Source organism: Flammeovirga sp. SubArs3, assembly GCF_947387565.1.
Taxonomy (GTDB): domain Bacteria; phylum Bacteroidota; class Bacteroidia; order Cytophagales; family Flammeovirgaceae; genus Flammeovirga; species Flammeovirga agarivorans.
This window is the reverse complement of record NZ_CANDOA010000016.1, coordinates 1-24,171: the sequence shown is the minus strand read 5'-3', so window position 1 is coordinate 24,171 and position 24,171 is coordinate 1. Positions and strand designations below refer to the sequence as shown.

General features: G+C 32.6%; 18 protein-coding genes. 6 read left to right on the top strand and 12 right to left on the bottom strand.

The window, feature by feature from the left end; translation table 11 throughout:
* Positions 1-17 precede the first annotated feature (17 nt).
* Positions 18-1,958 carry a beta-L-arabinofuranosidase domain-containing protein gene (locus tag QL232_RS25990; protein WP_281616345.1) on the bottom strand — a complete coding sequence of 647 codons (1,941 nt, stop codon included), beginning with the start codon at positions 1,956-1,958 and terminating at the stop codon, positions 18-20.
* A 135-nt stretch (positions 1,959-2,093) separates the two neighbouring features.
* Here QL232_RS25990 and QL232_RS25985 point away from each other — a divergent pair, with 135 nt between their 5' ends.
* Both QL232_RS25985 and QL232_RS25980 read left to right on the top strand, forming a co-directional pair.
* On the top strand, positions 2,094-2,921 hold the full coding sequence (locus tag QL232_RS25985; protein WP_281616344.1) for an AraC family transcriptional regulator: 828 nt from the start codon (positions 2,094-2,096) through the stop codon (positions 2,919-2,921).
* 118 nt (positions 2,922-3,039) lie between these two features.
* On the top strand, positions 3,040-3,957 hold the full coding sequence (locus QL232_RS25980) for a cation transporter (protein ID WP_281616343.1): 918 nt from the start codon (positions 3,040-3,042) through the stop codon (positions 3,955-3,957).
* Here QL232_RS25980 and QL232_RS25975 read toward each other — a convergent pair whose 3' ends face one another.
* Genes QL232_RS25975 through QL232_RS25965 form a run of 3 tightly spaced genes read right to left on the bottom strand, consistent with a single transcriptional unit; the run spans position 3,958 to position 7,492 of the window.
* Positions 3,958-4,593 (bottom strand): class I SAM-dependent methyltransferase, encoded by a 636-nt coding sequence (locus QL232_RS25975; protein ID WP_281616342.1) that lies wholly within the window; start codon positions 4,591-4,593, stop codon positions 3,958-3,960.
* A gap of 25 nt (positions 4,594-4,618) precedes the next feature.
* The gene (locus QL232_RS25970; RefSeq protein ID WP_281616341.1) at positions 4,619-6,919 is read right to left on the bottom strand and encodes a serine/threonine-protein kinase; all 2,301 of its coding nucleotides are present in this window, start codon (positions 6,917-6,919) and stop codon (positions 4,619-4,621) included.
* 15 nt (positions 6,920-6,934) lie between these two features.
* Positions 6,935-7,492 carry a sigma-70 family RNA polymerase sigma factor gene (locus tag QL232_RS25965; protein ID WP_281616340.1) on the bottom strand — a complete coding sequence of 186 codons (558 nt, stop codon included), beginning with the start codon at positions 7,490-7,492 and terminating at the stop codon, positions 6,935-6,937.
* Between the two features lie 115 nt (positions 7,493-7,607).
* On the opposite strand from QL232_RS25965, the gene QL232_RS25960 reads away from it, so the two are divergent.
* Together QL232_RS25960 and QL232_RS25955 are read left to right on the top strand one after the other, a co-directional pair.
* Positions 7,608-8,285 (top strand): protein phosphatase 2C domain-containing protein, encoded by a 678-nt coding sequence (locus tag QL232_RS25960; RefSeq protein ID WP_281616339.1) that lies wholly within the window; start codon positions 7,608-7,610, stop codon positions 8,283-8,285.
* 264 nt (positions 8,286-8,549) lie between these two features.
* Entirely contained in the window at positions 8,550-8,726 is a 177-nt protein-coding gene (locus QL232_RS25955) for a hypothetical protein (RefSeq protein WP_281616338.1), read from the top strand.
* 123 nt (positions 8,727-8,849) lie between these two features.
* Here QL232_RS25955 and QL232_RS25950 read toward each other — a convergent pair whose 3' ends face one another.
* The 5 genes from QL232_RS25950 to QL232_RS25930 form a co-directional block, all read right to left on the bottom strand.
* Positions 8,850-9,812: a hypothetical protein gene (locus tag QL232_RS25950; RefSeq protein ID WP_281616337.1), complete on the bottom strand. Its 963-nt coding sequence runs from the start codon at positions 9,810-9,812 to the stop codon at positions 8,850-8,852.
* A gap of 300 nt (positions 9,813-10,112) precedes the next feature.
* Positions 10,113-11,075: a hypothetical protein gene (locus tag QL232_RS25945; protein WP_168882776.1), complete on the bottom strand. Its 963-nt coding sequence runs from the start codon at positions 11,073-11,075 to the stop codon at positions 10,113-10,115.
* A 285-nt stretch (positions 11,076-11,360) separates the two neighbouring features.
* A complete protein-coding gene (locus tag QL232_RS25940; protein ID WP_281616336.1) occupies positions 11,361-12,323 on the bottom strand; it encodes a hypothetical protein in 963 nt (320 codons plus the stop codon).
* A gap of 267 nt (positions 12,324-12,590) precedes the next feature.
* A complete protein-coding gene (locus QL232_RS25935; RefSeq protein WP_281616335.1) occupies positions 12,591-13,559 on the bottom strand; it encodes a hypothetical protein in 969 nt (322 codons plus the stop codon).
* Positions 13,560-13,807: 248 nt separating this feature from the next.
* Positions 13,808-14,128: a hypothetical protein gene (locus QL232_RS25930; protein ID WP_281616334.1), complete on the bottom strand. Its 321-nt coding sequence runs from the start codon at positions 14,126-14,128 to the stop codon at positions 13,808-13,810.
* Positions 14,129-14,645: 517 nt separating this feature from the next.
* On the opposite strand from QL232_RS25930, the gene QL232_RS25925 reads away from it, so the two are divergent.
* Together QL232_RS25925 and QL232_RS25920 are read left to right on the top strand one after the other, a co-directional pair.
* On the top strand, positions 14,646-19,346 hold the full coding sequence (locus tag QL232_RS25925) for an FG-GAP-like repeat-containing protein (RefSeq protein ID WP_281616333.1): 4,701 nt from the start codon (positions 14,646-14,648) through the stop codon (positions 19,344-19,346).
* A gap of 73 nt (positions 19,347-19,419) precedes the next feature.
* On the top strand, positions 19,420-20,466 hold the full coding sequence (locus QL232_RS25920) for a TIGR03032 family protein (protein ID WP_281616332.1): 1,047 nt from the start codon (positions 19,420-19,422) through the stop codon (positions 20,464-20,466).
* A 21-nt stretch (positions 20,467-20,487) separates the two neighbouring features.
* Here the strand turns inward: QL232_RS25920 and QL232_RS25915 are convergent, their stop codons facing one another.
* From QL232_RS25915 to QL232_RS25905, 3 genes are all read right to left on the bottom strand, one after another.
* The gene (locus QL232_RS25915; RefSeq protein WP_168882770.1) at positions 20,488-21,159 is read right to left on the bottom strand and encodes a D-alanyl-D-alanine carboxypeptidase family protein; all 672 of its coding nucleotides are present in this window, start codon (positions 21,157-21,159) and stop codon (positions 20,488-20,490) included.
* A 106-nt stretch (positions 21,160-21,265) separates the two neighbouring features.
* Positions 21,266-22,267 carry a type I glyceraldehyde-3-phosphate dehydrogenase gene (gap, locus tag QL232_RS25910; protein ID WP_281616402.1) on the bottom strand — a complete coding sequence of 334 codons (1,002 nt, stop codon included), beginning with the start codon at positions 22,265-22,267 and terminating at the stop codon, positions 21,266-21,268.
* A 355-nt stretch (positions 22,268-22,622) separates the two neighbouring features.
* Positions 22,623-23,255 (bottom strand): sigma-70 family RNA polymerase sigma factor, encoded by a 633-nt coding sequence (locus tag QL232_RS25905; protein ID WP_168882768.1) that lies wholly within the window; start codon positions 23,253-23,255, stop codon positions 22,623-22,625.
* Between the last annotated feature and the right edge of the window lie 916 nt (positions 23,256-24,171).

The following is a 24,171-nucleotide window of genomic DNA, read 5'->3' as shown; positions in this document are numbered from 1 at the left end:
ATTATGGTTGGGGAAAATTAAAAAACAGATTTTCTTAAGACAGTTGCTCCTAGTGGCAACATGAATTCGTTAACAGTATTTCCGTTTTTATCAGTGAAATTTACTTTTAGTTGAATGCTTTTAAAAGGATCTTCCTCATTCTCTTTTTTGATTACATCAATTTTAGAATTTTTTACCAATTCAAGAGTTGTTTTAGCATCATCAGTATAGGCAACCTTTTCATCAATGAATTTATCTGTAGTCCAAGTTTTCACTACTTCAGCTTTACCTTCAAACGGTAAGGCAAATAATAATGGACCGTAGGAAACATAATTTCCTTGTTGTTTATCATTTGAAATCTCCGCTTCAAAGCCCATTGAAATCTCATAAACCTGATCACCAGCGTCTTTTTGGATATTGACATAACCACTTTCATCGGCTTTTTGTGATTGACCATTAATAGTAAAATGTTTTGCCCATGTAGGTACTCTTAATGAAAGAGTAAAATCAGAACTTCCATTCACATGTAGATGAATTTTATCACTGGCAGGGTATTCAGTAATTTGTTTTATGACAACATCTTCTTTATTTACTTGAGTTGTGAACTGACTTGGACCATATAAATCAACCGCAAGAACATTACCTTGGGTGGAATACATATTTTGGATATAGTAAGGATAGATTCTACCAGCATTTGGGGCACAACATACCGCAATGTCTTTATGAACTGGTGAATACTTATATCTATTTTCTTTAGAGTGTTGATCTTCCTTCGCATTAATGTGTCCACACATAGAATAGGAGTTGTCACTTTTACAATAAGCAATAGACGAATGCTCCGGATGTCTAGCTCCTTGAGCAGCATTAAATAATAACCACTCCATTTTATCTCCCCAGCGACTATTATGATCATATGCTTTAATTAAGGCATAGCTGTCTAGAAGTTCTTGGAGAGAGCAGTATTCATAACCAGTACTGTCTGCATTGGCATGTCTACCAAAAACCCATTCGTCTCCAATTGGACCACCACTAATCGAGGTTACCGTCGCTAACTTTTCTAAATATTGCTGATATCCTTGTTTATACTTTTCTTCCTGAGTCGTAAAAGCCAGTAGAGCTAAACTTCTCAAATGTTCGTAGGTATGTACACCATGCCCTGCGAATTGATAATTTTTATCACTCAAGTTTTTGAGTAGAATGTCTTCCTCAGCCATTTGATGTAGATTATAATCATCGAATAAAAACTTTGCAAAATCGATATACTTTTGATCTCCTGTGATATCAAATAATTGAACACAGATATCTGTAAAAGTTAAACCATGGCCTACACCTGCAAAAGGTTTATCTGTTTTAAATGGCGTAGAATTACCAATGGGGTACGCTTTCATAGTTACATCTACGGCCTTGATAATAGCATCCAAAACTTTTTGATCATCTGTTGCTTCATAATAAGCTAATAAACCTCTAAATAAAGAGGCTTGTGCCCATAATTCACCATTTTCAGTGGTATGGTCATAACGTAGGTCATCAGCATATACACCGATATATCCATCAGGATCTTGTGTGGCTAGCTTACCTTCAACATAGTTGACAACCCTGTTAATTGATTTTTTATCATTAGTGAGTAAGGCATGTCTGATAAAACCATCCCACCAATTAGATTGAGTTTCTGAATTCCACCATAGAAACTGCACATTCCATTCACCTTCACTATTTACAGCACCTACATCTTTAGATTTTACTTTTTTTGTCAGTCGGTCTTTACCATAGATATCATCTTCGATAATAAGATCGGGAACCATTTCATCTAAATGCCCCACAAAACCATCCGTTAAATCATGGTGCATTTGCTCGTATATCCAACCTTTTGGTTGTGCATCACCAAATTGTACTTTATTGAAATTGTTTTTTGTTTCTTCCATCTCACTACATGCATTTAAACCTAAGATTATGGCAATAGGTGCTATTACTTTTTTCATATCAGACTTTATTTATTTAGTACTTCAAAAGTACTTTAGGTAGAGGATGAATGCTATGTAGTAATTTTCAATAACTATGCATATATTATCATTAAATAATTTATTTTTGGATTATAATTGATAATATTGTCTGATATGAGAGCAAAAAGAGAGTACTTACAACAAAATGATGCTTCAATTGGGGTATATCATATTCAACAGGATTCTTTTGTACCCTATTGGCATTATCATCCAGAAATAGAATTGACCTTAATTAAAAAAGGGCAGGGTTTACGATTTATAGGAGATGCTGTAACGACTTTTGAAGAAGGTGATGTGGTTTTGATTGAACCCAACGTGCCTCATCAATGGGTTTCTTCTAAGGAGGTTAATGAAGTAGAAGCCATTGTAGTCCATTTTAATCAAGAACATTTTAAGAGCATACCAGAACTCAATCAACTATTAACTTCATTTATTTCAAAGGGAAGTGGTATTTCCTTTCTGAATATTTACCAGAGTATCTCTCCACTTTTCTCCCAGTTGTTGGCTAAGAAAGAAAGTTATCTTTGGTTTACTGATCTTGTGCTTATCTTACATCATTTAAAGTCTGTTGAAAGTGATGTTATTCCTTATATGTTAAGTAGAGACATCAATCTACAAGGGAATGATCGATTGGATAAAATTCATCAATATATATTTCAAAAGTATTCATCAACGATTAGAATCGATGAAATAGCTTCAATCGTTAATATGACGAAAACCTCTTTTTGTCGTTGGTTTAAACATGTCAAGGGAATAAGTTTTATTCACTATCTACATCAATTTAGAATAGAACAAGCCTGTCACCTAATTAAACATTCTGATTTATCGATAAGTGAGGTCTGTTATGAAGTTGGTTTTGAAAGTGTGAGCCAATTTAATCGGACTTTTAAACAAATAAAGGAATGTTCTCCGTCAACATTTAGAAAATTTATTCATAAATAATAGATGAGAAACTAATGAAATAACTATTTCAATTAAATGATTGCGACATCTGTATATATTTATGTTTGAAATAGGGAATCTGAAGTATAATTTCCCTTCTCAAAGAAATAACTAAACAATGAATTCATTCCAACAAAATCAATCTGTAGAAGTTAAAACTCTTAGAATAGGAGCAATTGTTAATTTATTAATGGCCATTGGTGGATGGATTGCATATAGCATTACTTCTTCTGAAGCCTTGTTGTTGGATGGAAACTTTTCCTTTATTGCTTGTTTGGTGACAGTCCTTGCAGAGTTTATTTCAAAAGCAAAACATAGAAAAACAGCAACTTTCCCATTTGGGAGTTATGCTTATGAAGCCTTTTTTATTCTATTTAAGGGCATACTTATTTTGGGGATTATAGTCTCTGCCTTGTTTCAGAATTCAATAAAGATTATCGATTACTTGAAAGGGGCATCGATTGATATTATCGATACTTCTTCAATCCTTATCTATATTTTATCAATGACAACTCTTTCTGTAGGGATGATGCTTTTTATTTATCTCCAGAATAAAAAAGTGAATGGGAGTAGTGATATTCTAAATGTTGAGTTGCAATCATTGAAAATTGATGCCATGCTATCTGTTTTTTCTGGTTTAGCACTTATTGTATTTTCAATGATTGCTACTGATAGTCCATTTAGCTTTTTACTATATATCGGAGATTCAATTATTGTCTTACTTATGTGTTTATCAATGATAAATACGCCTTTTCAAATTATCAGAGATGCAGCTATTGAATTAGGCGGAGGAGTAATTCAACATAAGGAGTATCGAGAAAAAATTGAAACAATTATCTCGGACTCTTTACCGGATTTATATCAAGACCATGATCTATTTATTACAAAATTGGGGACTAACTTTTTTGTAGTAGCCTATGTGCAATTAGATCAGGAGATGGTCTTTCTTGATCAAATGAGACAAGTAAAAGATGATGTTCATAAAGAACTTAACCAACATTTTGAATCGGCTAATTTTGAACTTGTTTTTCAGTAATTAAGAAGTAGGGGTTTTTATAAAAACAAATGAAACTAATCGAGGAATTTCATTCTCAGTTTCTCCATCGAACCACTCTTTTAATTCTACCATTTTAAATCCATTGCTTTCTGCGTTAGTAATAAACTCAGAAATATGATGGATGTAAACTTCTAATTCTTGTATACCTTCTTCTGTTTCATACCTAGCTTTAGTACCTACGTATTGTTTGAAAGGGTGTAGTTCACTAATAAAAAAGTAACCATTGTCGCTCAGCTTCTTACTTGCTTGATGGAAAATATGGTCTAAATTTTTGATGTGTTCAAGCGTAAGGCTAGAGGTGATCAGGTCAACAGCGTTGTTATCAATTTCCCAGTCATTATTTAAATCAGCTTGTTGAAAGCTAACATGGTCAGATTGTACCTTGCTTTTTGCAACTTTCAACATCTCCTCTGAAAAATCAAAACCAACAATGGAATCTGCTTTTTTGATTAGCCATGCTGTATTCTTACCTGTACCACATCCCAATTCTAATACATTGGAGAAGGGGAATCTTGATAAGGTTTCAATGGTTGATTTTTGATCTAAATCTCGCGTTCTATTTTTGTTGGTATCATATTGTTTGGCCCAAACATTATATGCTTTGTCAATACTCATGGGTTATAATAGTTATTTTGATTGATTAATAAACATCATATTTTTTCCACCATTTTTCGGCTTCTTCTTTATGCCAAGGGTAGTTAATTGCTAATTCCTCAAGAATGTCAATCATTTCTTCAACAGACTGAATCCTTTTCTCGGGATCAAAACGAATACACGATAAAAGGAGTTCCTTTAGTTGTTCTGGTACATCCGTTCGGTCAATTAACTTATCTCTAAAATTTCCTTGAATCGTATCTTCTCCAGACATGACTTTCTGAGAAATAAGTTCTACTAAAAACTTGCCACTAAGCATATACAAGCCTAAAGCACCAAGAGAATAAATATCAACCCTTGTGTCATTATTATAGGGATCTCTTAACCTTTCTGGTGCCATATACATGGGTGTTCCCCCAATTTTATGCAATTGTGTTTGTTCTTCCTTCTCTAAATCCTTAACAAGTCCAAAATCTAATAATTTTACCTGATCTACAGCTCCTCCTTGTTGTGTAAGAAGGATATTCATCGGTTTTATGTCCCTATGCACAAGGTGATGCTGATGTGCTTCTCTAAGACTATAGCAAACTTCTTTTAAGACATATATTAAGCGAGAAATTGGGAATGGTTGATGAATTTCTAAGGCTTTTGTTAAAGTAATACCATCAATAAACTCCATAACATAATAGAAGTTTCCTTCTGGAGATGTACCAAAATCATAGACCTTAATTGTGTTTGGATGTTTTAATGAAGAGGTGATTTTTACTTCCTTTTCAAAACGTTGTATAGCTTCTTCGGTAGCTAATTCTTTTTTAAGGACTTTTATTGCAACAGGCATCTTTAATAGTTGATGTTCTGCTTTGTAGACTTCTCCGAAACCACCTTCGCCAATTTTATCAATAATATGATATTGCCCTAGCTTACCCAATTCTATAATCTTCTTATTGTATTTAATTATAGTGATATTCGAGTGATATAGGAGAAATAAGAGAATGATAATAATAGCATAAAGTACCCCAAAGAGTAGATCTATCTTAGAAAGAAACTCCATAGCATCCTTTTCATCAATTTCTGAAATAAGACCTATTTCTAAATCATCTAACCACATATATGCTCCTATTACTTCTACACCTCGATAATCTTTGTATACATAATCAATCTGACCTGTAGAAGGCTGTGATTTATTTTCCAAGTAATCACTTATTGCTAGAAGAGGGGCAGTAAAATTCCAATTATTCTTATTGTCTTTTGGAACTTCACCTTGCATAAGATTTACTCCTGGGTTTTGTACATATACATAATAGATACTAGTAATTGTCTCTAAGGTATCTAAGGATAACACTTGGCTAATTTCTTTTGTAAACCTACTTTCTGAAATCATTCTACCTTTTTCATCTATAGCATAAAGCTGTGATGAAGACCCATATTGACTTGGTTTAAATAGATTAGAAAATTCATTTTGCGCCCAAGTAGCATAGTATAAAAAGGAAATGATTTCGCCATTGTTATCATAAATTGGTGCCACTACACCACAATCTGAATATTGGTAGATGGACTCACCATTGTATAAAATATTCTCATTATGAATGGGCTTAAAAAATATCGTTTCACCCTTTTTTAACCTTAAATGATAATCATAAAACTCTTTGGTAAGTTGAGTCTTATTGATAAATGACAATGAAGAGTCTGTTGAACTGAATGTATTTAATATGATTTTAGGGGTGTTCTTATCAATTATCCCGAAGTCTTCAACCTTGAGAACCCTTGCAATTTCTTTTAGTCTAACAGATAACGGAAGAAGTAATTTGTCTTTTTGTTTTTCTGGGATATTTAAATGTCCAATACTATCCAACCGAAGTGCAACTTCTCTAATCGCTTTGGATGAGGCGTACAAATCAATTTTCTCTTTTTCATTATTTATCCAGTCATATAATATTGTTGCATTGGCATTTAATAAAGCTGTTCTATCTTCTAAAACATTGGAGAAAATGCTATTATAGACCCCTTTTCGGATAAAAACACCTAAAATTGAAAGTGCTATTAAAACAGTGATAATTAATAATAAGCGACCACTTTTTTTGGATAATGCAAAGTTGCTCACTCGTGTTAAAATCTCTGTTTTTTCTAATAAAGATTTTACTGGTACAACAACCCTTGGTTGACTTTTTTTATTTTCCTTTTTTTGGTGAGGAATAACCGTGAATTCCTGATATAGAGAAAGTACTTCCTGCTCTAATAAAGTATTTCCTTTACATTGTTCTGTAATCAATTGTAAAGCTTCTTCTTTAGGAAGATCAATTACTTTTGCTAGAATGTCAGAAGCTTGTTCATGTAAATTTTTATCCATTAATAAGTATTCAAATCAAATATCACTCTTCATAAACTTCTTTAGCCAAGCCTTAGCAATTTTCCAATCGACTTCAACCGTTTTAATAGAAACGCCTAATTCATTTGCAATTTCTTGCATTTTAAAACCACCAAAGAATTTAAGTTCTACCACTTGTGCTTGTCGGGCATGTACTTTTTCTAGTTGTTCTAAACCTTCATGAATGTCAAGGATCATTCCCTCTTTTTCAGGCGTAAAAGCAATTCCTTCTTCTAGTTCTAAAGCATGAGCACCACCGCCTCTTTTTATTGCATTTTTTGTTCTAGCGTGTTGTGCTAAAATTCTACGGATAGCTTGAGCACCTACAGCAAAAAAGTGTGATTTTCCTTGCCAATTGATATGATCTTGATCGACAAGATTCATGTAAGCTTCATTTACTAATAATGTAGGTTGTAATGTGTGATCACTTCTTTCTCTTCTAAATAGCTTTTCAGCAATATCATGCAGATTATTATAAACCAATGGATAAAGTTGGTCTTTGGCTTGGTGTAAATCAAGCTGATTAAGTAGTTGAGAGATTTCTTGTTTATTCATTTTAATATCCATTTCGTTTTAATTAAATCTAGTGTAATAAAATCAATTTTAAAATATTCTTTCATTACTAATAGGGGAAAAAGGAATAAAAAACCCTTATATAAATAAAAATAATATGAAGGTTTATTATAAAAAAGGAACATCACATGCTAACCATAACGAAGACGCCTATTTCTATAAGCACCTTAATGAAGATATTGTTTTGTTAGCTGTTATGGATGGATGTTCTTCAGGAAAAGAAGCTTACTTCGCATCCACCTTATTTTCCAAGATCTTAAAGAAGATATCTTTGGGTATCCCTAACCAAACAGATTTATTGGGAGTTGATTTATTAGATAGTTATTCCCTTTCTTCATTAGGGTTACATATCACGCATTCCTTTTTTATTCAATTAAAGAGAATACAACAATCTTTATTATTAGAATATAGTGAATTGGCAAGCACTCTATTATTGATGTTAGTAGATAAAAAACAAAAAAAAGTATGGGTTTTGGTGGCAGGGGATGGTTATGTAATGATTGATCATCAACTTCAGTACTATGATTATAATAATAGACCTGATTATATCTGTTACCATTTATCTAACTCATATAAAGAATGGTTGCATGAACATACAGAAATATATGAAGCAACTTACCAGAATATTGTAGGCTTAAGTACAGATGGAGTCAAAGAAAAACTATCATTCCCTAATAAAATAAATAGAAGTGAAATAGAGACCTTATTGGAAGATAAGGAAGTCCAATTTAAAGATGATGTAACTTTTTTAATTTTTTCTGACGAACAAAGGTGACATTTTATAACATTAGATATAAGTGAGTAGGATAATAAACAAGGTAGTAATTAATATAATATTTAAAAGAAAGGAGGCATTGCTTCCTTTTTTTGTTGATACTAATCACCTATAAATGGTAATACAGGTACTTAAAATAATTTTAATACTCTTCAGTTATTGCAAGAGTAAATTATTTATCTGAATAAAAAGCATCCTTACTTCATAAGAAATGTATATTCAGAGTGTGTGTATATCTAAATGAACGAACTTAACTAACACAAAATGAGTGAGAATGAAAAAATGTTTGGAGTGGTCATCGCTTCAATCGTAGGATTATTAATGATCATTATTTTATTAGTCCCATTTAAAAGTGATGAAATAAAACAAACAAAGATTGTTGAAGAAAATCATTTAAATATAGAGGAGAATACTCATGTATTTCTCAGTAAAAGCCACTAACCATAAAAAAGAAAGCCATTCCAAATATTTATGGAATGGCTTCTATGTTCAATGAAAAATAGCGACTCAAAACTCTTTCATTATAATTTGTCACTACTCTTCAACTAATATCAAGTTTATTACTTAGTCTAACTCAACAACTTCATCGTCGATTACTAACTGAACGAATTGGAATTCCGAAGAAACGTCAGTGAAAGTAGGAGTGAAGTCACGGCTGATGTCGATAGCGATACCTTTAGAAATACCGTTTTCTAATTTGTAAGTATCATCTACAGCACCATCTAAGATCCATTTTTTGTCTTGAGGACCGAATACTCTTTCTCCTTGAGAGTTGTACTCGTTCGCTTCGATTTTAATGTGAACGTAAGCACCAGTTACAGCTTGTGTATCAGTGAAATCAAAACCGATAGAGTACTCATTGTTAGGTGAGTGTTGCTCAACAGGGATACCGTCCACTTTTGCGATTTGCTTACCATTTTTATCAAACACAGTAAGTTCAGCAGCCAATCTCCAGTAAGAAGAAGGAGCATCAAAGCTGATACCGATAGCCATTCTACCGTTTTGAGGCATCATTACGAATGGCTCTAATACTGCAGCAGAGTTAATGTCTTGTGATTGTGTAGTAGATTCAAAGCTAACTACAGGCTCTCTTAATTCTCTCATATAATCAAGAACAGCATGTGCATTATCTTCTTTTAATTGAGAATTGTGGATAGCTGTACCTGTAGCGATTTGATGACCAGCAGGGATAACCGCTGCATAGCTAGCAGAGAAATCAACGAAACCATAAGGTACAGACTTAATTGCTTTTTCTTGGAAGCTATAAGTACATCCTTCTACTACAGTACCGTCTTGAACAGCCTTAACAACAATATTAGATTCATCTATAGTAACGTCATCAGTTTCAATACCAGTTCTAGCATTAGAACCTGAAAAGATAAAGTCAGCAGGTAATGATTCTAATCTTGGAGCAACAGCTACATTTTCTTGATTAGATGAAGTGGATAATGTTTCTTGAGGGTTACATGAAGATACCCCGAATGCGAATGAAGCAGCTCCTAATACTGCTAAAAGTTGATTTCTCATTATTGTACTATTTTCTATTGAATTTTGTTATTTTTATATCTTTTATTTTCTTGATACATGATTATTTAACGGGGTATATTCTATTTATATGTGTAAAAAATAGTTGTCAATATTCAAAAAATATCTTTCTTATATTTACTAGATATTTTATGAAAAAATTTACTTATATTTTCTATCTAAATAAAAAAAGCCAACCTATATAATAGGCTGGCTTAGGAGTTCAATAAAAAATAGCGACTAAACATACTCGGGTTTAGTCGCCTATTTATAAAGAAATTCTTTTTTATAATAAGGACTAACTTAGTCTAACTCAACAACTTCATCGTCGATTACTAACTGAACGAATTGGAATTCCGAAGAAACGTCAGTGAAAGTAGGAGTGAAGTCACGGCTGATGTCGATAGCGATACCTTTAGAAATACCGTTTTCTAATTTGTAAGTATCATCTACAGCACCATCTAAGATCCATTTCTTGTCTTGAGGACCGAATACTCTTTCTCCTTGAGAGTTGTACTCGTTCGCTTCGATTTTAATGTGAACGTAAGCACCAGTTACAGCTTGTGTATCAGTGAAATCAAAACCGATAGAGTACTCATTGTTAGGTGAGTGCTGCTCTACAGGTATACCGTCCACTTTTGCAATTTGCTTACCATTTTTATCAAACACAGTAAGTTCAGCAGCCAATCTCCAGTAAGAAGAAGGAGCATCAAAGCTGATACCGATAGCCATTCTACCGTTTTGAGGCATCATTACGAATGGCTCTAATACTGCAGCAGAGTTAATGTCTTGTGATTGTGTAGCAGATTCAAAGTTAACTACAGGCTCTCTTAATTCTCTCATATAATCAAGAACAGCATGTGCATTATCTTCTTTTAATTGAGAATTGTGGATAGCTGTACCTGTAGCGATTTGGTGACCAGCAGGGATAACCGCTGCATAGCTAGCAGAGAAATCAACGAAACCATAAGGTACAGACTTAATTGCTTTTTCTTGGAAGCTATAAGTACATCCTTCTACTACAGTACCGTCTTGAACAGCCTTAACAACAATATTAGATTCATCTATAGTAACGTCATCAGTTTCAATACCAGTTCTAGCATTAGAACCTGAAAAGATAAAGTCAGCAGGTAATGATTCTAATCTTGGAGCAACAGCCACATTTTCTTGATTAGATGAAGTGGATAATGTTTCTTGAGGGTTACATGATGTTGCACCGAAAGCTAATGATGCTGCACCTAAAACAACTAGTAAATGATTTTTCATAATTTGTATTTTTTGTATATTACTTTAAGTAGTGTCAGAAATTATAATATCTGTTTCCTGACTTCATTATACCTTAACGGAGTATTTTAGAAGCGAATGTGTATCATATAGCTATCGATATATATATAATAACTTTCTTATATTTATTAAACTATTTTTATACTACTTACTGATAATGAGGATTCTTTTTCTTGAATTAGATAATCAATCCAAAAAGATTTTGAGTATAAAAAAAGAGCCAGCATATTATATATACTGACTCTGTGATGTGTGTTTCTTAATGATCTAGTTTAACTCAACTACTTCATCTTCGATAACTAACTGAATGAACTGGAACTGAGTTGCAACGTTAGTGATTGTTGGAGTGAAGTCACGGCTGATGTCGATAGCAAGACCTTTAGAAAGACCATTTTCTAATTGTAATCTTTCATCAACTTTACCATCTAAAATCCACTTCTTATCCTCTGGACCAAATACTCTTTCACCTTGAGAGTTGTACTCATTTGCCTCAATTTTAATGTGAATATAAGCACCTGTTTCTGCTTGAAGGTCAGTAAAGTCGAAACCAATAGAATACTCGTTGTTTGGAGAGTGTTGTTCTACAGGAAGACCATCTACTTTAGCAATTTGAACACCGTTTTTATTGAAAACAACGATTTCAGCTGCTAATTTCCAGTAAGATGAAGGAGCATCAAAGCTGATACCTACTGCCATTCTACCATTGTGTGGCATTAATACAAATGGATCTAAGATAGTAGATGAGTTAACATCATGAGATTGTGTTTCTGATTCAAATTGAACCACTGGCTCTCTTAGTTCTCTCATATAATCAAGAACTGCATGAGCATTATCTTCTTTTAGTTCTGAGTTATGAATTACTTTTCCGTAAGCGATCTCGTGGTCTGCAGGGATTACTGCATCATATTGTGCATAGAAATCAACTAAACCGTAAGGTACATTATTAATAACGCTTGCTTCAGGATCGAATGCAGCACCTTTAACAGCTGTACCGCCTTGAGAAATCACTACTTCAATATTACTATTATTGATAGTTACATCGTCAGTTTCTTGTCCGTTAGTTCTTAAATTACTTTCTGAGAAAATTACTTCTGCAGGTAATTCACTAACGCGAGGTGTGACGGCTACTTCTTCTGAGGTATTTGTTGATAAATTTTCTTGTGGGTTACAAGATGTAGCAGCGATTGCTAAAGAAGCAACGCCTAGTGATACTAGAATTTGTTTTTTCATAATAAATTTGTTTGCCCTATTTAGTAGGTCAATATTGATGATTAAATTAATTCTACGGCGTAACTATTTGCCGTAAAACTTCAATCATAAACGATAGTAATTGTGTTTAATTTATATGAAAAATGTCTACAGATTTTAGAATTATGATTTTGAAATTATATCTCAATTCTAATATGATTCTTATGTTATTTTAAATTATTGATATATAGTATTTTATGATTTAAATGAAAAGGGTGTATAAATTGAATGATACACCCTCTAAATTTTTTAGTCAAGATTTACTTCTTCATCGTCAATGACTAATTGTACAAATTGAAACTCTGCACTTAAGTCAGTAATAGTTGGAGTAAATTTCTCATCAATATTAATAGCGTAGCCTTTTGCTATACCATTAGCAACTGAATAAGCTCCATCAATTGATCCATCTAGAATCCATTGTTTATCATTAGGGCCGTTTACTCTTTCCCCATTAGAATTTAATTCAATCACTTTAATTTTTAAGTAAGTATATGCACCAGAAACTGCTTGTAAGTCAGTATAATCAAAACCTAGATTGTATCTATCTTCACCACCTACTTCATCTTCTGGAATGCCTTCTACTTTACCAATTTGTTCACCGTTTTTATTGTAAACAACAAACTCAGCATCAAGTCTCCAGAATTCTGAAGGTGCGTCAAGGTGAATACCAAAAGAAATTCTTCCGTTTTGCGGCATCATGACAAATGGATCTAACTGAGTTGTACTGTTAACATCTTGAGTCTGTGTTGCTGACAAAAAGTTAACTATTGGCTCTCTAGAATCACGAACATAATCTAATGCGGCTTGAGCAGTATTTTCCGAAAGAATATGAGAATCAATTCCCATACCTAGTTCAGGCGTATGATCTGCAGGAATAACAGCATCATAATCAGCATAAAATTGATCTATACCATAAGGAACATTCATTAAAGTTTGAGCATTGGCATCATAATAATAACCTGAAGGAATCACACCATTTTGAGATGCATATACATTAATATTACTATTATCGATAGTAACATCATCAGTACGAGTATCACCAACTGTTCTTTGATTACTTTTCTCGAATGTGAATTCTGCTTGAATACCTGAGGTGGATGGAACTGTATTATTTTGTTCTGAGGTTGTTGAAGTGGATAAATTTTCCTGAGGGTTACATGAAACAGCACCCATTGCTAAAGAAACTACGCTTAATCCGATAAGTAAATTATTTTTCATTGTGTTTATTATTTTTTGTAACAGCTTCGTTGCTGAGTACAGGATTAATAAACGCCAATCGCGAGGGGGAGCTCTTTAAAAAAAAGTTTGAAGTTTTTTAAAAAAACAGCTTATAAAAAAAGGGTAATCTCTGTATGAGAAAACCCCTTAGTTTTTTTACTGTACTTCATTGAGTATATAATTACTTCAATTGATACAGTATTGACTGATTATGAACTATGATTGAATATATAAATAGGAATTGATAATTAATCTATTTCGGATGTTGGTTGTTTATCATAAGAAACAATATATCCTTCAAACATCTCGGCTGTTTCTTCCATAAAGTCTTTACGTATATCTTTGAAACAAAAATGTTCAATCTTTTTGATGGCAACTTCTATATAATTAACCGTTAGTACGGATTCGAATTGAGCATAGATATCTCTATGGTCAACATGAATATCCTGTGATAGTTCTTGCGTGAACTCCTCATTATGAAATTCAGTTGAACAAGAAATACAAAATACTGAAAGCACTAAAATAGCAATTGTAATAAATAACTTATTGTACATGGTAATTATGGTCATAGTAGGCCTGTATAATCAACAGGTTGTTTCAAAAAATATAGACTTCTAAAATTCTAAATGACAAGCATTTTATATTTTATCTGAGTTATTTAAGAAAACGATTTATTCTATGACTATACCTTTTATAATTTGGTTACTTGATTTCATATTTCAACTATTTGAATGAATATTCATCTTTAATTGCTCATTATAATCAAATACTGTAGTTCTATGTTTGTACAAATAACTCTCAACATTATATAGAATAAGTACAAGAACGATCATCATGTTATAAAACTACTTCTCTTTTTATCATTCAAATAAAACTACTAACAGAAATCCATGTCAATATTTCACTTGGGGGTTGGTTCCTTATAGGAATCATTCATTTTTATATTGTTATCTCATATTTTCATCTATTCTATTAATAGAATGTAATGCTTCTATTTCACTTTTGTAATGCTTTGTAACGCCTTTTGCAATAAGAATATTTGAGATTTTCTACTAGTTGCAGTCACTTTTTACAAAATCTGTAACTATGAAATATTCTATTACTCATTCGCGACTTTTAAGGAAGATCAGGAGAAAGAAAGAACAATTGTCTCATCTACTTCATTCAACAAGATATCGTTTTCAAAAGATCAAATCTTTACAAGATGAATTAAATCAGTTGACTAGGCAAGGCCAAAAGAAATTAAAATATACATTGGGTATATTGAGTATATCTGCATTTATGGGACAATATTCTTTAGCTCAAAATATTGAAAAGACTATGTTTCATAAGCCAGTTCCTTTTCATGAGTGGCAAGGTTTTCCGGCGATAGCTATTGGGAGTTCTACATTTTTAAAACCTGATTTAGTGGATATTGATGGGGATGGAGATTTTGATTTATTTTTAGGAAATCATAAGGGATTATTATTTTATGAGAACAAAGGAGACCGAAGTAATCCAATTTTTATAAAAGAGGATGCTCAATGGGAGCCTTTTAATTTTCAAAAGCCATTTGATAATCCAGCATTGGAGACATCTTTTGTTGATCTAGACGATGATGGAGATTACGACTTGCTATGTTCAGTATATGAATATGGAGATGTGTATTATTATGAAAATGTTGGTGATAAATATACACCAGAGTTTAAGGAACCAGTACAGAATCCTTTTGGATTTGAAAACCCAGCAGAAGACCCTTTTGAATATTCTACTAATTCGACTGATATTGTCGATTTAGACAATGATGGAGATTTTGATATTATTTCTGTAGACTATTATGGTGACTTCTTTTATTATGAAAATGTAGGAGACAATAAAACACCGTCTTTTGATAGCCCAAGAAAAAATGACTTAGGGTTAACAGTAGAAGAAGGTTACACTCAAGATTCTAATTGGGAGGGATCTGTAACTTTTAATGATATAGATAGAGATGGTGATTTAGATATTTTTGTGGGTACTTGGTTCCGAAATACTGTTTTCTTTGAAAACTACGGTACTGTTTGTTCTCCTAAATTTGGAGAAGGAGTTATAGATCCCTTTGGTTTATCATATCTGAAAGAATTAAGAAGAGAAGCACTCGCTTTTGCTGATTTGGATGGTGATGGTCAAGACGAAGTTCTAATAACAGGCACAGGAAATAATGAGATCTATTACTACGATATTGATCATGTACAACCAAAAATGAGCAGTTTGGTAGGCTGTGAAATTGATACTTTAATTTCTGTCACAACTTGCAATGAGTATGATTTCAATGGACAGATTATTTCAGAATCAGGATTGTATAGAGATACTCTAAAAACGATTGCTGGAGCGGATAGTATCATTGGTTTACAGCTTCATGTTTCATCATTACTTTCTGAAATTAGAAAAGAAGATGAGTTTCTAATTGCAACTACAGAGGGAGCAAGTTATCAATGGTATAGATCATTAAATAACGGTTTTTTAAAACTTCATGGAGAAACCAATCCGTATTTTATTCCACATGAAAAAGGAAATTATTTTGTAGAGGTTTCTAATAATGTTTGTGAGGCCTTCTCTTCTGATAAAACTATTGAGGAAACAGTATTAAATGTTGAAGCATTCCCTCAAAGATATGCTGGTATAACAAATGGTAAAGGACACTTTGATCAAAAAGAACCCATTTTATCAAGTACTTATAAGCCGTCTCAATTTCCTTCAGATACAAGATTTTCTTATGAAATAATCTCAGATGGTGAGATGATGATAGTTAGTGAGCCATTGGATGATTTTGATTCAGCCTCTGTGAATTTAGTTGAAACTGGTTCTATCTCACTTTATACTAAGAATGATAATCAATGGGAATTCCAAGAAAAGATTTATGCACCGTATTATAAGAATGATGTAAACCAATTTGGTAGATCAATTGATATGGACGATGAGCATGTTATTGTAGGAGCTCCTTTTGTCTACTTCCCGTCAGACTCTGATTATTTTCATCACAGAGGAGCAGTGTTCATCTATTCTAAAAGTAATGAAGGTTCTTTAGTACTTGAACAATCTATCATATCACCAATCAATCAGTTATATAGTAATTTCTTTGGTATGTCAGTAAAGGTGAAAAATGATGTTGCCGTAATTGCTGGCGATAAATTTACCTTTATCTACAGGTATAATGTTGCAACTACTTCATGGGATCTTGAAGAAACATTAGAAATCAACAAAAGGGTAAATGAAATCGGTATAAGAGAGAATCAAGTTATTCTTCTTTCTGATGTGATATTAGTTTATAATAAACATGGAAATAATTGGAATCAAGATCAAGTTTTTAATGCTCCAGAAGGTAAAATAATCAGAGGAGAAATAGAGGGTGATCAAATGATTGTGTCCTCTTATAATCCAACAAAAGAGGGCGAAGATGAAGTGTATGTTTATACTGTAAATAATGAGAATGCATGGTCTAAAGAAACTCGTTTTATGTTGCCAGAAAACGATAGTAAACAATCACCGTACGGTACTTTTGTACAGATAAATGATCAATATGCATTAGTAGGCTCAAAAAATAGTGAACATACTTTGATGAATGGAAAAGTAACTAATTTCCCAGATGTTCATGTCTATTATAAATCGAATGACACCTGGAATTATCACCATGCATTAGTGTATGAGCATGATAGTACTTCATCGCCTGTGGCAAGTATTGAGCTATCAAATAATGAAATTTTTATTGGTGGTTACAACAAGGATATCATCAATTATTTCACATTAGATGATGTAGAAAGTTGGGAATACAGAAACCTAGATTGTGGAACAACGTACTGGGCTGATTCTTTAATTACTTATGCTCCACAAGATATTTTCAATGAAGAAACAACACATCATGTTGGTGTTCTTGGATTACCAAAAAACATTTATATTGTTAGAGTAGAAGCCATCAATGAGTATTTATTTGATGGGAAAATTCCTTTGACTGAAACTGGAAATTACACTTTTACATTAGAAAATGAATTGGGTTGTGATAGTATAGTGGCTCTTGATTTAATGATTTATGAAGAAGCTGATGCTGGATTAATTTGTGATAACGCAACAGAGATCAAAGAAGATAATTATTATAAAGTGCTAACTGATAATGAAAATTCATACTACAGTTATACAGCTTTCAAAAATGGTACACTTAAAGTCTCAACTTGTGGTATCTCTCAGGAAGATGTTGTAATGGAGCTTTTCAAGAATTGTGATCTGATGATTGAGAAATCTTATAATAGATGTTTTAATGGAGGTACATATGTAGAAGTTCCATTATCAGAAGGTGATAATATCATCATTAATATGAACAATGAAGATGTTGGAGAAGACTACTTTTTTGAGGTGACTTTTGAAGAACAATGCTTTACCCAAACTGCCTTAATTCATGATTTCCAATCTTCAGATTGTGCAATTCCAATGGATGTAATGAGTGGTGTGTATAAAGTTACTGCTGACTTTGGTAGTGGTTGGTATAGATACCATGCCTTTGAAAGTGGTGATTTAAGAATTTCTACAGTAGGGATGACGTATCTTGATACAAAAATCGAATTATATTCAGATTGTCAGACGATGATTTCTAGCAATGATGATTTCTCACACCTACAAAGTGAAATTGTACATTCAATGAACGAAGGTGAGGAGGTACTTATTCATATGTCAGATCAATACATCCAGAGCGATTATATCTTCTCATTATCATTCCAAGAAGAAACTTGTTATTCAGCATATCCATTGAGTCCAAATACACAATTAGCAATGCAAAATAGAACGGATTTAGTGCAATTAACGGCAGATAATGATGGACAAATGATTATTGAGGCCTCTGAAGAAAATGGAGATTTTACAGTGTATAGTGATCTTTGTAAAAGCTCTATACTTGCAACTACTTGTGATGAAAATGAAAAATTAATCATATTCAATGTAAATAATGGCGATACATTCTATGTTGAATCAATTAATGAAGTGGCATACTCACTGTCTTATAGAATAGAAGAAATTGAAACACCATGTCTACCAAAAATCCACTCTTTATATATCAATGCTTGTGATTTCTATATCTATGAAAATGATACGCTAACGGAGACAGGAGATTACCAATATATTGAAAAAGGTGAGGGAGAATGTGACGATGTTATCACAATTCTTAATCTTACAATCAATAAAGATTGTGAAGAGAAATGTGAGTCATTTATTGAAGAATCAATTACTGACTGCCATCCTTTTAAATGGCATAATCAATGGATTTCTGAATCAGGAATTTATTTTGATACGCTAAGAAACGATTGCAATACTGTATATCAACTGACTGTAAATATCAATTCGGAAGTTAAGGTTGATTCGATTCAGATTGAAAAATGTGAAATGTTTGTGATTGGTGATATTGAAATTATAGAATCAGGCATCTACTATGACACACTTACTTATGAAACAGGCTGTGACAGTGTGATTAATGTCTATGACGTAAGTATTCTTAATGAAGAAGAATGCCAGGAGAAAATCACAAGACTTGAAAATCCGGAGGATGTAAAAATCAATGTATTCCCGATTCCATCAAACGAAAAAATAAATGTTCACTTACCAAAAACCGTTTCTAAACTAATTATTGATGTATACACTATTAATGGGCAACAACGCAGCCATTCCGTTTTTAACAATACCGACAGAGGAGATGTTATTTTACCTGGAGAGCGTGGTATATATTTATTGTGCTTGTATTGTGATAATCAAAAGTATCCAATTGTACAAAAAGTCATCAAAAACTAAATTGAAATAAGGACCGATATATTATTCCCTATCATAATATTTTATGGTAGGGGATCATTTTAATCTATACAATATGAAACCTTTTGCATGTCATTACTCTCCACAAGTACCCGAGTTACTTCATAAGTTGGGTTGTACAATTGCCCTCTCAACGTATCAAGCAGGCAAACTAATCTATCTTTCTTCAGAAGATGGAACGGTAATACATCAACTACCGCGTACATTTGATAAGCCGATGGGTATTGGTTTAAATCATGATGCATCAAAAATTGCTCTGGCATGTAAAGATGAAGTGATGATTTTTTCTAATTCGAAAGAATTGGCAAAACATTATCCGAAGAAAACAAATCAGTATGATGCTATGTATCTGCCACGGGTATCATACAAAACCAACTTTTTGGACATCCATGATATTGAATTTGGTGATGATGGTATTTATGGAATTAATACTTTATTCTCTTGTATAATGAAACTTTCAGAAGAATTTAGTTTTGAGGAATATTGGAAGCCCAAGTTTATAACTGAATTAGTGTCAGAAGATAGATGCCACCTTAATGGAATGGCATTAGAAAATGGGAAACCAAAATATGTTACATGTTTTAATAATGGAAATACTTTTCAGAGTTGGAGAGATCAACTTATCAATCATGGGAGTATTTTAGATGTTGATACAAATGAGGTGGTTAACAATACCCTTTCAATGCCTCATTCCCCGAGGTTGATTAAGAATCAAATGATTGTATTAGAAAGTGCGAAAGGATATCTATCTCATATCGACTTAAGTAATGGTAAGAAACAGGTTTTATTAGAATTAGGAGGTTATGTGAGAGGTATGGATCATATAGGCGATTATTTATTTGTAGGATTATCTAGGTTAAGAGAAAATTCATCATCATTTAAAAAACTTATTCCTTATTTAAGTAGAAACCGTTCAGGGGTTATCATCATTCACTTACCTACCTTATCAGTTCAAGGTGAAATCATTTACCAAAACTCCGTTGATGAAATTTATGATTTGAAAATTTTGAGAGGAATAATAAGGCCTAATATTCTTAGCGATAAAAATGAAGAAAGTAAAAAGGCTGTCACCACTCAAAGTGCATCTTATTGGGCAAAGTAGCTTAAGTGAAATTTGGGTAAGCTATATGTGTCCAAAGACGGCTTGTAACCTATTGATTTCAGATTGGTATTGGTAGTTCCAAGTACACCTAAACCAGTAAGCGGCATCAGCTCCAACGTATCTCCAATGCCATGATTCTTTTCTTATGTATGATCCTGTACGGAAAAAGTAAGTAGGAATCCATCCATAATCAGCACCATACTTCAACATCCATAAGAACAATTTAGTATTTTCTCCACAATAATGAATATCCATTGTAGTAAGCAAATGGTGTTCAGAATATCCTGGATTTTCTGCAACCTTTGGCCCATGTTTATGAAAAACATATTCCTGTGTACTCTTATTTCTATAGGAAGAACGAATATTTATATTAATACCATCTCGAAGTGCTTTAGAACGCATCTCCTGATATGAATGGAAGGCAGGTTCTAATAGTTTGTTTTTATCGATGTCAACATATTTATATCCTTTAATATTGATGTAATCTAAGTAGTTAAAAGGAACACCAATAGGAAGGTCCATGAAATCGTAGTATATGTATTTCGGGTTAATATCTACACCTTCTTTTATTGCTATAAATGTACTAAGATTAACTCTGTAGTTCCAGTGTTTCTTCTTGATTTGATCATCACATTCTTGTGCGAATGAATGAGTAGAGACAAAAAATAAGAGTAAGTGAAAAAAGTATCTCATAGGTCATTAAAAAATTGAAACACAAGTTTGGAGAATATTTTTGATAAAAAAAAGGGGAAACCCGAAGATTTCCCCTTTAATATTAAGACTTGTGTCTCTCTACAAATTAAGCATTGTAGATGTGAGCAACAAGGTCAAGAACTTTGTTAGAGTATCCGATTTCGTTGTCATACCAAGATACAACTTTAACGAAAGTATCAGTAAGAGCGATACCAGCGTTAGCATCAAATACTGAAGTTTGAGTTTCACCGATGAAGTCGTTAGAAACAACCATATCCTCAGTGTAACCAAGAACACCTGCTAATTCACCTTCTGATGCTTCTTTCATAGCAGCACAGATTTCTTCGTAAGTAGCAGCTTTTTCTAAGTTTACTGTTAAGTCAACTACAGAAACGTCTGGAGTTGGAACACGGAATGCCATACCAGTAAGTTTTCCGTTTAATTCAGGAATAACTTTACCTACTGCTTTAGCTGCACCAGTAGAAGAAGGGATGATGTTTTGACCAGCACCACGTCCACCTCTCCAGTCTTTCATTGAAGGACCGTCAACTGTCTTTTGAGTAGCAGTTGTAGCGTGAACTGTAGTCATTAAACCATCTTTGATACCCCACTTGTCGTTAAGAACTTTAGCGATAGGAGCTAAACAGTTAGTAGTACAAGAAGCGTTAGAAACGATATCTTGACCAGCATATTCTTTGTTGTTTACACCCATAACGAACATTGGAGTTGCGTCTTTAGAAGGAGCAGACATAACAACTTTCTTAGCACCTGCAGTGATGTGCTTACGAGCAGTTTCGTCAGTTAAGAATAAACCAGTTGATTCAACTACAACCTCAGCGCCTACTGCGTCCCACTTTAAATCTTCTGGGTTACGCTCAGCAGTAACACGTACAGTTTTACCGTTAACAACTAAGTTACCGTCAACGATTTCAACAGTACCGTTAAAACGTCCGTGAGTTGAATCATATTTTAACATGTAAGCCATGTACTCAACATCAATAAGGTCGTTAATACCTACTACTTCAATATCTTCTCTTTCTACAGAAGCACGAAATACGAAACGTCCGATACGGCCAAACCCGTTGATACCTACTTTAATTGCCATAATTTTATTATAAAATATTAAATTAATAAATAATTCTTCTAAAAAATCGGAGTGTAGATGTGTGAGAGTCTTATGTTCTAAGTCGTTCTAAAAATCTACATTGCAAACCTACATTAGATGTTGATTTTAAGGAATGATATTTATCATTATTTGACGGCAATTTTGAGCAAATTCATAAAAAATAAAAGTGTACTAAATACCTTTAAGTCAGTATATTATTCAGAAAAAAAAGAGGATTACATAATAATAATTCTGTAATCCTCTAATATTGAATATAATGTCTAAATTTATTGATATGTTAATAAGTTTTATGCGATGAAAAAGTGTTGTAGTTACCGTTTTTCCTCGCTTATACTTATTAACGATATTTTTTTCCTTTTTTTATCGATTCCGACTTTTTATTGCCAAAAATGAAGTCAACTAGGCTTCCAACCTCACCATCTTTATTGGCTTGTTGGAATTTTTTGAAAAGTTGAAAATGCTTTTCTGGGTCGACATTGAACTTATCCTTTCCTTCTTCTAGTTTCAGTTTTGATCGATGAAATAATTGTCTACAATGATCGGCTTTCTTTTTAGCGATTTCAGTGATCTCATTATAGTTTAAATTAAATGCTTCCTTAAGAAGGTATACTCCTAATTCAGCATCATTTAATTTCTTCATCATATTCTTAAGTCCTTCTGATAATTCTGTAGCTTTATCATTAGACCAATTTTCTATAGGATCGAAGTGAAAGTTATTAGTAATGTTAGACCAATTGTCAACTAGGTGTTCCTTTTTTCTTTTCAGTGCTTCTAAATGATTTAAACAAGTATTTGTAATTGTTCTGATCAGATAGTTCTTAATATCTTCAATCTTTGAGAGATCAACTCTCATGATTTTTAAGAAGGTTTCTTGCACCATGTCTTCGGCATCGCTGGCAACACCGAGGATTCTGTACGCTACAGCATATAATAATGGTCTGTATTCTGTGATAGCTTGTTCAGCTGACATAAGGTTACAAGTGATAGTTTAAAAATTAAGTAATCGAATTAAATAATTACTTGGCATATCTTATTTAGCCGCAATTTAGTAAAAACTTTACGGGAAAAGGCAATTAAAAAAGGAATAAATACAATTTCTAATGTTTTTTTCATCTCCCCTTAACATGCTGATAATCAAAATCATTAAGTGAATAAATATTCACTTAAAATGTATAAGACAAAAAAAGAGTCAGAAGAAACTTCCAACTCTTTTATCATAACCCAAAAACTAACTATTACTCTTTTCTTTTATATTTTTAAATCAGTTTTAACTGATTGATTTTGTCTATCTTATATACATATTAACGTTGTGAAATTACCTTAGTTTCAGTGAGTAAGTTAATAGAGTTTAATAAGTGAATTATTATTCACATATCATTTTGGCTATAAAAAAAGAGCCTCTGGAAACCAGAAGCTCTTTTTCATAACCCAAAAACTAACTATTACTCTTTCTTTCTATATTTTGAAATCAGTGTAAAAACTGATTGTAATTTCTTAATTGTTATATCTTAAAAAACGCAAATGATATTGTTAAGGTTTAGGTGTTTTGGTTAATGGAATTTAATGTTTTTTTAGGGTGTAAAGTAGGCTATAAAAAAAGAGCCTCTGGAAACCAGAAGCTCTTTTTCATAACCCAAAAACTAACTATTACTCTTTCTTTCTATATTTTGAAATCAGTGTAAAACTGATTGTAATTTCTTAATTGATATATCTTAAAAAAACGCAAATGAAGTTGTTAAGGTTTAGGAGTTTTGGTTAATGGAATTTAATGTTTTTTGGGGTGTAAAGTAGGGTATAAAAAAAGAGCTCCTGGAAACCAGAAGCTCTTTTTCATAACCCAAAAACTAACTATTACTCTTTCTTTCTATATTTTGAAATCAGTGTAA